This is a genomic window from Bradyrhizobium sp. JYMT SZCCT0428, assembly GCF_018131075.1.
In the GTDB taxonomy this organism is placed as follows: domain Bacteria; phylum Pseudomonadota; class Alphaproteobacteria; order Rhizobiales; family Xanthobacteraceae; genus Bradyrhizobium.
The window spans coordinates 1-10717 of sequence record NZ_JAFCLS010000109.1 but is presented as its reverse complement, the minus strand read 5'-3'; the positions used below and the strand labels follow the sequence as shown (position 1 = coordinate 10717).

9 protein-coding genes and 1 pseudogene are annotated in these 10717 nt (G+C 59.2%); 4 read left to right on the top strand and 6 right to left on the bottom strand.

Annotated elements, in window-relative coordinates; translation table 11 throughout:
- A partial coding sequence (locus JQ575_RS42955; protein WP_212039185.1) for a hypothetical protein occupies nt 1-201 on the top strand: 201 nt, incomplete at its 5' end.
- A 168-nt stretch (nt 202-369) separates the two neighbouring features.
- Here the strand turns inward: JQ575_RS42955 and JQ575_RS42950 are convergent.
- Both JQ575_RS42950 and JQ575_RS45475 read right to left on the bottom strand, forming a co-directional pair.
- Nucleotides 370-2041 (bottom strand): annotated as a pseudogene (locus JQ575_RS42950) (SulP family inorganic anion transporter).
- 488 nt (nt 2042-2529) lie between these two features.
- A complete protein-coding gene (locus tag JQ575_RS45475) occupies nt 2530-3165 on the bottom strand; it encodes a hypothetical protein (RefSeq protein ID WP_249133729.1) in 636 nt (211 codons plus the stop codon).
- A gap of 325 nt (nt 3166-3490) precedes the next feature.
- Here JQ575_RS45475 and JQ575_RS42940 point away from each other — a divergent pair, with 325 nt between their 5' ends.
- Nucleotides 3491-3892, top strand: a complete 402-nt coding sequence (locus tag JQ575_RS42940) for a PTS sugar transporter subunit IIA (protein WP_212039184.1) — start codon at nt 3491-3493, stop codon at nt 3890-3892.
- A gap of 604 nt (nt 3893-4496) precedes the next feature.
- On the opposite strand, the gene JQ575_RS42935 is transcribed toward JQ575_RS42940, so the two are convergent.
- Nucleotides 4497-5402, bottom strand: a complete 906-nt coding sequence (locus JQ575_RS42935; RefSeq protein WP_212039183.1) for a LysR family transcriptional regulator — start codon at nt 5400-5402, stop codon at nt 4497-4499.
- 143 nt (nt 5403-5545) lie between these two features.
- On the opposite strand from JQ575_RS42935, the gene JQ575_RS42930 reads away from it, so the two are divergent.
- Both JQ575_RS42930 and JQ575_RS42925 read left to right on the top strand, forming a co-directional pair.
- Complete coding sequence (locus tag JQ575_RS42930) at nt 5546-6523, top strand: tripartite tricarboxylate transporter substrate binding protein (RefSeq protein ID WP_212039182.1); 978 nt, start codon at nt 5546-5548, stop codon at nt 6521-6523.
- Nucleotides 6524-6644: 121 nt separating this feature from the next.
- Nucleotides 6645-7646, top strand: a complete 1002-nt coding sequence (locus JQ575_RS42925) for a tripartite tricarboxylate transporter substrate binding protein (RefSeq protein ID WP_212039181.1) — start codon at nt 6645-6647, stop codon at nt 7644-7646.
- Between the two features lie 388 nt (nt 7647-8034).
- Here JQ575_RS42925 and terL read toward each other — a convergent pair whose 3' ends face one another.
- The 3 genes from terL to JQ575_RS42910 form a co-directional block, all read right to left on the bottom strand.
- On the bottom strand, nt 8035-9492 hold the full coding sequence (gene terL, locus JQ575_RS42920; protein WP_212039180.1) for a phage terminase large subunit: 1458 nt from the start codon (nt 9490-9492) through the stop codon (nt 8035-8037).
- Complete coding sequence (locus tag JQ575_RS42915; RefSeq protein ID WP_212039179.1) at nt 9489-9926, bottom strand: DUF5681 domain-containing protein; 438 nt, start codon at nt 9924-9926, stop codon at nt 9489-9491. Before JQ575_RS42915 ends, terL begins: the two co-directional genes overlap by 4 nt.
- A partial coding sequence (locus JQ575_RS42910) for a site-specific DNA-methyltransferase (RefSeq protein WP_212039178.1) occupies nt 9916-10717 on the bottom strand: 802 nt, incomplete at its 5' end. The genes JQ575_RS42910 and JQ575_RS42915, both read right to left, overlap by 11 nt.

The following is a 10717-nucleotide window of genomic DNA, read 5'->3' as shown; positions in this document are numbered from 1 at the left end:
CGGCGGATCAAAGCCGGCCGCCCCTGGCGACGTAGCCGAACTATCCATCGCAAACAGCCGACTTTTGCAACAAAATCTGCCATTAGCGACCATTCGCACCGCAGCAAATTACAGCTCTATATTCGATTCCAAGTTCAACAGGAGCAATTGATCGCGCTTGCGGCGCGCCCACAGGGTGTGAAATTGAGGAATCGCTCCTGAGATTTGGCGACGAGGTCGCTTTGGCCATGTTCAGGTGACGATCAACCCAAATTTGGTCGGCTGGATCACTGGAAGCTCACCAGGTGTTGCTCCATTTAGAAAGCGGCTGACATAGGCTCACTTGCGCCACAATCCCCGGATTGCGCTCCGCTCCATCCGGGCGACTGACTAACCTCGCTCAAGGCCTTGCGGCGTGTCTTTAGCCGCAACCTGATCTTGATACTTCGTGATGACCTCGCGGGCGTTGAACAGCAGCCGCTCCCGGCCCAGCTTCGCCAGCGGCGAGGCGCGGATGCACGCCAGCACGTTGGTTCGCCGCCGCCAGCCAGACCGTGACCCCGTCCGCGGTGAAGCGTCGCTCCCCGTCCACCAGCATTTGTAAGGCCGAGTATTCGATGTCGGGAACGCGGCTCAGGTCCAGCGTCACCACGCTGGGGCGTTGCTCGGCAATGAGTGCGCGGATCTGGTCGCCCACCTGCTGTGCATTGGCAAAGAACAGCCGGCCCTCGGGTCGCAGGATCAGCAGCCCCTCGAAGGTTTCGTCGTCGGGATTTTCCGGCGAAAGCGGCCGCAGCACGTCGGCCCCCCGCTTGCGGCCGATCACATAGACTTTCGAATTGACCACCTGGCTGGACAGTCCGATCAGCGACAGCACGATCGCCACCATGATGCCCTGCAGCGTCCCGAAGATAAGGACGCCGGCAAACGCGGCGATCGCCCAGGTGAATTCTAGCGTCCGGATCTTGCGAATCGCGATGAACTCGGCGGGACTGATCAGGCCTACCGAGTACACGATGACAACGGCTGCCAGCACCGCCTGCGGCAGCTGCCCGAGAAACGGCGCAAACACCAGCATGGTCGCGGCTGCCGCTGCGGCGGTGATCAGCGAGGCGGTCTGCGTTCGCCCGCCGACCGCGCGAACCACGGCGGATTGCGAGGTGCCGCCGCCGGCCGGCATCGCGCCGAACAAGGCGCCACCCAGGTTCGCGGCGCCGGTCGCCACCAGCTCCCGATTGGCGGTGATCGGGGGGTCGGCCGGCGCTGCAAAAGCCCGGCCGGCGGCGATCGTTTCGGTAAAGCTCATCAGGGCGATGCCAAGCGCCCCGGGCAGCAGCTGTCCCACCAGGGCGAAGCTCGGCAGCGTCAAAGCGGGCAGCGCTTGCGGAATGGTGCCGACGGTTGCGACCTCCGACGCAGGCAGGCTGAAGAACCACGAAGCTGCAATCCCGGCCGCCACCACGAACAGCGGGGCGGACGAATGCGGCTTCAGCCGTTCGGCCACCAGCAGGGCGACCAGCGCTGCGACGGCAACCGCGACCGTGATCAGCGACGCCTCCGGCACGTGCTGCGCCAGGCTGGCGATGTCATGGAAGAAGCCCCGCTTGGTAACGTGAATGCCGATCAGCTTCGGCACCTGGTCGAGCACGATGACCAGCCCGATGCCAGCCTTGAAGCCGGTGAGCACGGGCGTCGATATGAAGTTCGCAAGAAATCCGAGCCGGAGGACCGAGGCACCGATCAGCAGCACGCCGGTCAGCGCGGTCAGCGTTGCGGCTGCGACCGTGAGCTTGACGGGATCGCCGTCGGGGACCGCCAATCCGAGCTGTGCACCGGTGAGGATCGCCAGCGTCGTCGTCGAGCTGACGCTCAGCACGCGCGACGTCCCGATGAGCGCGTAGACGATCAAGGGAACGAACGCGGTGTAGAGCCCGACGCTGACGGACAGCCCGGCAACCGTCGCATAAGCCATGGCCTTCGGCAGAACCACGGCAGCGGCCGTGAGCCCGGCGATGGCGTCGGCGCGGAGCGTCGAGGACGAAAGTCCGAGGTTGGGCGTCATGGGCCTGGTCACTTTCCGGCGGGGTGTCCGCTTCGACATCCGTTGCGCTGGCGCGGCGCGTTGACAAGCAAGAGCGTAGCCCGGATGGAGCGCAGCGCAAAGCAGCTGCCGGGTCACGGCGATGGGGTTCATTATCGACTTACGCTTCCGTCATTGAGGTGGACTTACGAGCAGCAATTGCTGTGGCCCATGATGATCCTCCGCGCTCTGGACATTGCATCCTGGTCGCGCATCTCGACCCATGGCAGGGGCTGGAGCGGCTTCGCCACTGCCAGCATGGCAGTCTGCCGATGTCCGTTGTGGGTCGATCGCTACAGATCGTTTGCCGCCAGGTCCTACTCGAAGTCCGCCTTGGAACGCTTTCCTTGCGCCGCACGAAGGCTACTCTAATACGGGGCAGAGCGGACATGCTTGCCCACCCTTTGACCGCCGATTTGTGCCATCAACAGAAATGCACTCGCTCTCCAGAGTAGGCTACAGTCGTTCGCTTAGAGCTCGCATCTCGTGTAGTTCAGGCTCATCCCCGCAATCTCAGGAAATGACCGGGAAAAGTTGTTGTCGTCGATAATTTTCAGGCTGAAACGGAGATCTTGGGTCATGACGCTCGACGCGCAAGCTGCGGAGAGCTCTAGGCTATTGCCCGCCTGCTTCCTTGATTTGATGGTGCAGGTCCCGGTTCTTCCTCTGATCCGGTCGCCATCGATGATGAGACCTGAACCGAAGACCTCGGAAAACTCTGCATACACGACTCTATTATCCTGCTTTGTGAAGACCTGGCCGCATAGATCCGCGTGGGTCGCCCATGCGCCGGTAAGTTCGATTGCCCGCGCTTCCGCCACGGAAAGGACGCTTGAGCCCAGCATGATGACTGCGCCAACTAATCGGAACACTCTAGACATAGCCTGTTCTCCAAAATTCAAAGGCGCAGCAAACACCATTATCAACATATGGTTCGCTTCGGCGCAACGGCCAAGGCCTGACGGCCCGCGCCGCAACGCATCGGCATTTACCGAATGGGAGCCCCAAAGCGCGGCAACATTATATGCCCGGTGGCGATGCTCATCTGCCTGGTCGAAAGCGGGTCTTTTCGAGGTCGGCTTGGGTGCCTGCTCAATGAACGGCATGCAAGTTGCGGTCGGCCTGTGAAGCAAAGCTTACTAAGATCATGCTGCCCTGTTACTCGCTTTAGGCGCCAGTTTGATGCATCGATAAATGCTTCAGCGCTTTATCATTGGCGCGAGATCCCAAATTTTTGGCGCGTCATCACAAGACCTGGTGGCCACCGTCGATTTAGAAGCGTCGGCACCACATGCCAACGTTAGTTGAGCGCATGCCGCAATACCGCTACGTGCGGCGCTTCTGTCTGGCGCTTTTTGCCCCTCTACCCCGAATAAAACGATCGTCCTGGTCGCGGAGGCGCCCGTTCGACTCGCTCAGGACCGAGTTCCGATGATTGGTCTAGTGCTTGTGACCCATGGACGCCTTGCCGACGAGTTCAGGGCGGCGCTCGAGCATGTTATGGGTCCGCAAAAGCAAATTGAAGCCGTCGCGATTGGGGCCGAAGACGCCGCCGATTTGTGTCGAAGCGATATCATCGAAGCGGTGAATCGTGTCGACAGCGGGGATGGTGTCGCTATCCTCACCGACATGTTCGGCGGCACGCCCTCCAACCTCGCGATTTCCTGCATGAGCCGTCCAAACGTGGAAGTGCTCGCGGGCATCAACCTTCCCATGCTGGTCAAATTGGCCAAAGTGCGCGAGAGCCGCTCCCTGCTGGAGGCTGTAGACATGGCTCAGGAGGCCGGCCGTAAATACGTCACCACCGCCAGCAGCGTGCTTGCGGGGAAATGAGGACGAGGGGCGCTCTAAATGAACCCGCCCCAATGACGAACCCGACCAGCCGGGCCAATGATGTCCGTTGTTCAAGGTAACCCGGAAGTGGCCGACCGACTGCCAAAACGGCGCTTTCGACCCAACTGAGAAATTGGCGTGGGGCTCGCGTTTAGGACCACGACGGCTCGTCGCTCCCCCGGCCGCCTCGTGGTGGATCGCGACACCCGCGGAACGCAACCCGGTCAGCAATGCAGTTCTTAGAGAGGCAGGATCGAATCCAATGTCCTTGGCGTTTGGTGGATGTGCTTCGCTGCCCCGGAGCGCCAAGTGCAATCTCGCAAGGTGCTGAACGATGAGATTTACCTGACCGTCAGTCATGGGAAATCTCCGACACTTTGGAGCGAACGCTAACCAAAGATCAACGCTTTGAACCACAGGGACGGCCGATGAGGAAGTGGCCCAAACATGGCGGTTTGAGACCTTGTTCCGCTTCTGGCACGAACGGGCTAACCAAGGTGGTCCGACGATGTCCGTTATTCAGGGTGAACCGGAAGTCGTGGTTCGGAGTCATCCGGACCGTTTTTGACCCGATCCGGACGTTGGGATCGTTGGGCAAGGACCGTTAGAAACTCGGCCGAGACGAAGCCGCCGCCATTCGCACTACCAGCTTCAGGAATTGCCGCACAGATGCCGAGGGATCGCCGCGACGCGATGCGAGGGCCAAAAGAGCTTTCGGCTGAACTGGCCCACTTAGCGGGCAATAGCGGACACCATCCACCTTCATATGTTGGAGTGAAGCGGGCACCATCGCAACACCAAGACCTGCCGCGACCAGATTTAATGTCGAAACGATCCGAGGCGCCTCTTGGCCAAGCCGAGGACTGAACCCCGCGTCATGACAGGCTCCGACAGTAGCGTCGTATAGCCCTGGTCCTAAACGGCGCCCATAGACGATGAAGGTCTCGTCCGCGAAGTCCCGGAGGGACAGTTTGGAACGGCGGGCGGATTTGGCGAGTGGATTGCCAATTGGCACCGCCATGATCATAGGCTCAGTCAACAACGAGTCGAGCTTTAATCCCGCCCCGTCAGCGGGCGGGCTACGGTAGAAGGCGACGTCGATTTGATCGTCGCGCAGTCGCTGGAACAGGTCGTGGCTGAGGCTTTCCTCTATCGTCAGCGTTACCCGGGGAAAGGCTTCCCGGAACGCACGGATGACCCGCGGTACAAAAGAATTGAACGGCGCGGTCGGCGCCGCTCCGATACGGACCTGACCCTGTTCGCCTTGCGCGGTGCGTTGCGTGGCCTCGATGGCGCGCTGGACTCTTGGAAGGATGTCGCGGGAGGCCTGAAGCAGCGTATGCCCAGCATCGGTCAGTTCAACGCCGCGCGCCTTGCGCCGGAATAGTTGCACCCCTAATTCCCGCTCGAGCGCCTTGATTTGTCGGCTTAGTGGCGGCTGCTGCATATTTAGCCGTTCGGCAGCCCGTGTAATGTGACCCTCTTCAGCAGTCACCGCAAAATAGCGCAAACTTCTAAATTCCATTGTCATACCCAACAGGTATCAATTGTATTCAAACCTCATCATATCTGAACTAACAAGATGCTGCTATTCATACGTCAGCGTCGCTGGCGCGGCTCGCGCAATGCGACCGAAACTGTCGGAGGACGCACATGAAGCTTCCGCGCCGCCAATTCTTAAAAATGATAGCAGGCGCCTTCGTGTTGCCGGGCGCCTCCGGCATCGCGTCTGCGCAAACCTACCCGGCGCGGTCAGTGCGCGTGATCGTCGGCTATGCTGCTGGCGGGGCGTCGGACATCGCGGCGCGGCTGATCGGACGACGGCTTTCCGAGCGGCTCGGCCAACCATTCATCGTCGAGAACCGCCCCGGCGCGGCCAGCAATCTCGCGACCGAGACGGTCGTAAACGCCCCGCCGGACGGCCACACGCTGCTCCTCGTCAGCGCGAGCAACGCAATCAACGCCACGCTTTACGACAAGCTAAATTACAACTTCATCCGCGACATTGCGCCGGTCGGAAGCATCACGCGTGGGCCTCTCGTGATGCTGGTCAATCCTTCGTATCCCGCAAAGACAGTCGCGGAATTCATAGCACTCGCGAAGGCAAGGCCTGATCAGGTCAACATGGCATCGGCGGGCGTCGGAAGCCCGCAACATCTCGCGGGCGAGCTATTCAACGCCTTGGCAGGGATTAAGATGCTTCACGTGCCCTATCGCGGTGCGCCACCTGCGCTGACGGATCTGATCGGCGGACAGGTCCAGGTTTATTTCGGCTCCATGGCCGGTGCGATTACGTATGTCAGGTCCGGTCAACTTCGGGCTCTCGCCGTGACTTCCGCGACCCGGTCAGAGGCACTCCCGGACGTTCCGACGGTCAGCGAATTTGTGCCGGGCTACGAACCAACCACGTGGTATGGGATTGGTGCCCCGAAGGGGACACCTCCGACGATCATCGAAAAGCTCAACGCGGAGATCAATGCCGCTCTAGGCGATCCTGGCGTTAAGGCTCACATGGCCGAACTGGGTGAAACGCCGGTTTCGGGTTCTCCCGCCGACTTTGCGCGGTTGATTGCCGACGAGACCGAAAGATGGGCCAGGGCGGTGAAGTTTTCTGGTGCGAAAGGAAGCTAGGCTAGGCTGGCTGTCAGGTAAATTTCGCGAAACGATGGACCGTGGCAGATTCCTGCTGTGTTGAAAGAGTGATGCGAAACTCCTGCTCGCGGACGGGGGGCGCCTGTGCAATGCTGCGTTCATGTCTTCGATCGACAGAGGCGGTATCAAGCGCCGTAGCCTGCTGGAGGCCGGCACGGCGGCGCTTGTTACTTTGGTGTCAACACAAGGTTCGCTGGCGGAGCCGGGTTATCCTTTGCGCCCCGTTCACGTCATCGTGCCGTTTGCACCAGGCGGCGGGGCGGACATCCTGGCGCGACAAATCTCTTGGAAACTCAGCGAGCGCCTTGGGCAGCAGTTCTATGTTCAGAACATCGCAGGTGCCTCGGGCAACCTGGGAACGGCTCGGGCAGCAAGGGCAGCGCCAGACGGCAGTACCATATTGTTTGTGTTCGGGTCTTTTGTGATCAGCCCGAGTCTATTTGCCAACCCTGGCTTCGATCCGAAGCGAGATTTCGCACCGGTAACGCTCGCCGCCACAACTCCTACGGTGCTCGTCGTCAATCCATCCATTCCCACGCATACGGTTGGAGAATTGATCGATCACATCCGGGCGAATACAGGCAACCTAAACTTCGCGCATGGAGGGATGGGGACCCAAGGGCACTTAGTAGGCGAGCAATTCAGGTTGGTTCTTAATCTCGACCTCGTAAACGTTCCCTTTGGTGGCGCAGCTCCAGCCACGGCATCGGTCGTCGCGGGCCATACGCCGATCGGGTTTATTTCGCTCGCGGCCGTTTACCCCCAAGTCAATGAGGGCCGATTACGGGCTCTAGCGGTGACCGGCCCAGCTCGCGCTGGAGCTTTGCCTGAGGTACCGACGATGTCTGAGGCAGGGTTTCCCGATATTGTAGGTGACAGCTGGGTGGGGGTGCTCGTTCCCACCGGCACGCCCGAAAAAATCATCACATTGCTTCACCGCGAGATTGTCGCCGTTATCAACGAGGCGGAGACTAAGGCTCGACTGATGACACTGGGCTATAACCCCGTAGCAAGCACGCCCGACGAATTCGCCCAGCTGATCGGAGCTGAACTTCAGCTTTGGAAGGACGTCATCCGCCGCGCGAATATTAAGCCGCGGTGAAGTCGCCTTCTGGCACGAAACGGACTTGGTGAGCAACGTCAGCGATATCTGCTTTCTGAGGCAGGGCGGACTTCACTTCAGTCCATCTGGACGTCCGAAACTGACCGGAAAAAATCCGGTTCTTTTCGGCCACTATTAGCTACGGAAAGCCGATCATCTCAAGCAGCTCCGCAGCCTGCTCGACACAGCGTCGCCGGAAAGGATTTTTCACTGCCTATCGGTGGTCTGGCCAAGGTGATGCCCTCATACAAAATAACGTCGTTTACGTGAATGCGGAACTATCGTGACGGATGATTCCGTCTGGGTCCGGACGACTAGGAGCACCGATATTGCAGCGACCTTCGCCGAAGTTGGTCCTGACTTCTTTGATCGGGTTCAATTTTGCGAGTCACCAATTGCGAGTAGGACCATAAGGGTAATAGGCGTCGCGGCCACCAACCGAGATCATACCCCCAAGGTCGATATCGTCATATAATGCTTGCGTGGACGCCCACTTCAAAAACTGCGACGCGCTATCAACCTGATCGTCGTGCCGTGCCTGCGGAAATCCGAGGATCTCAAGCAAAAAGTTATCGAGCCATTCAGCTTCCTGCGGCAGATAAACATGTCCGGCTTCAATCTTGGCTGATTGCGCCGCCATGCGATCGGCTTTGCTTCCATCAGGCTTAATCCCGATGGGACGGTTCATTCCGTTCGGCGTATCGCGCTGCAGGTCTTGCAGCAGCAGCATGCCAGGTCCTGCATCTTCAATCAGGACAGTTTCGACGGCGTGTCGGGTGGCCAGGCGTGCGACCATGCGCCTAAGATCTGGATATTGCAGCCGCGCTCGATAGACGTCGATTAGGTAATAATCTTTTTTGACTTTCTGCCAAGTGGTGCAAACAGAATAGTCATTGGCCTGACCTATCATGGTGGCGGTGTCCCAGCTCTGTATGATGCGATCGCCGGGGCCTTTCTGAGGCCGGACATCGTACTGGCGAAACCACTCGCGCTTGATCAGATTGCCTTCGAGAGGGATGGGTCGCTGCTGATACTGGGCGGAGAACATCAGGCTGCCGATCTCCGCCTTAATCCGATCGAGGATTTCTCGATTTTCCCTTTTCGCATGAAGTGCATCACCGACTTTGCGGGTAAAATGTTTGCCGTGGCCGACGACAATTTCAGTTTCTTCAATGGCAATCGCGGGCAGGTCGAGATGATGCCACCCGTCCTGGCGGATCAGATGGCCGGCCAAGTCGTCTTCGTGCAAGCGTTGCATCACCACCACGATCGGACCCTTCTCCTTGTCGTTCAGGCGCGAGACCAGGCTGCCGCCGAACCAGTCGATGACGCGTCTTCTCGCTGGTTCCGACATGGCGTCTTCGGCCTTAAGCGGATCATCGATGATGATGAGGTCGGCGCCGCGACCTGTAAGAGTACCACCAATCGAGGTGGCATAGCGGCTGCCGCCAGCTGTCGTGACTAGTTCCGTGCCACTGTCCTTTGCCGGGCGCATGCCTGGGAACAGCGTTTGGTACCAAGGAGCGTCAATCACCATCCGAAACTGGCGATGAAGCTCGCTGGCAAAATCGTTAGAGTAGCTTACGACGATAATGCGCTGGGTAGGATCGCGTCCCAAAAGCCATGCAACGTAAGCGATCGAGACGCAGATTGATTTCAGCGAGCGCGGCGGCTGGTTAATCAGGAGCCGTCGGCTTTCGCCGGAATGGATTCGCGTTAACTCATAAACGATGGCATCGATGTGCCAGTTCGGCAGATACGTGGTGCCTGGCAGGACGGTGCTGAAGGCTTTCCAGACGAAGTAACGCAAGTCGGTCCGGAGTAGCGCAGAAAGCGGCGCTTTCATTTCGGATCCTCACCGTCATCGTTGCGCGACCCGGGGTCGTCCTTGGTTCTCTCGGCTCGAATTTCTTCCCGGTACGCGTCGAGAATGGCCTGATCGTCTTTGGAGACGTCGCCGAGCGGCTCGGTAGCCAGGACACCGTCGATTTCAGCAGCGCATTCGATAACCTTTTCCAAACAACGAATGTTACCCTTCAACGCCATTTCTCGAACGCGCCACAGTGATGCCCGTACCGTCGTCATCCTCTTACGCTTTCCGTTATCATTGACGACGACTGGGGCTGCCAGCATCAACTTGACTTCAGTCCTATAATTGAGTGCACCCTTGGGGCGGCCACGAGGATTCCCGCATTGGCCCGGCTTCCACTGGCTGCGCGACGGCGGCTTGCAGTACCCCACCTTGTCATCCTCATTGTCATCAGAATGATCAGCGGCCATGATCTGCCCCCATAATTGGAAGGGTGACGCGCTGGCCGCTGCCAATATCTGCTTCAGAAGCTTCTGTCGTTCCGAACGGCACGCCGGTCTCGGCATGAACGGCGATTCGACCCGTCAGCTGCTGCCACCGCCGAACCGTGCAATCGACAAAGCGGGGCTCGATTTCGATTAATCTTGCTCGCCGTCCCGTTCTCTCAGCAGCAATTAAAGTGGTGCCAGCGCCGCCAAATGGATCAAGGACGATACCGTTCATCTTGGAACAATCCCGCATCGTGTCCGCGACCAAGGCGACAGGTTTGCAGGTCGGATGCAGCGACAGCTTTCCCTTTGCGCTGTTGTTGAGCGTGTTCTGCCCGGGATAATCCCAAACGTTGCTTCGGTACCGGCCGAAGCGACCAAGCTCGATGTTATTGATGTGGGGGGCCTTTCCTTTCTTGAACACGAAAACCAACTCGTGCTTGGACCTGTAAAACGATCCCATGCCCGCGTTGGACTTGTTCCAGATGCACAAATTCTTCATTTCGGTGTAGGTTTCGGCGGTGGCGCCGAGCAGGTCTTTGACGTGGCGCCAATCGATAACGACGAAATGGATCGAGCCGTCGACGGCATGTCGCGCGGCATGACCGAGGGCGGTCGCAAGAAAGCTTTCGAATTCTACCGATGACATTTCGCCGGACGCCATCGCGAACTCAGCGTGCTTGACGGCGCCCAGACCAGAGACATGTCCTTTGATCGGCACGTTCCAGGGTGGATCGGTGAACAGCATTTGAGCGTGCTCGTCTCCGAGTAGC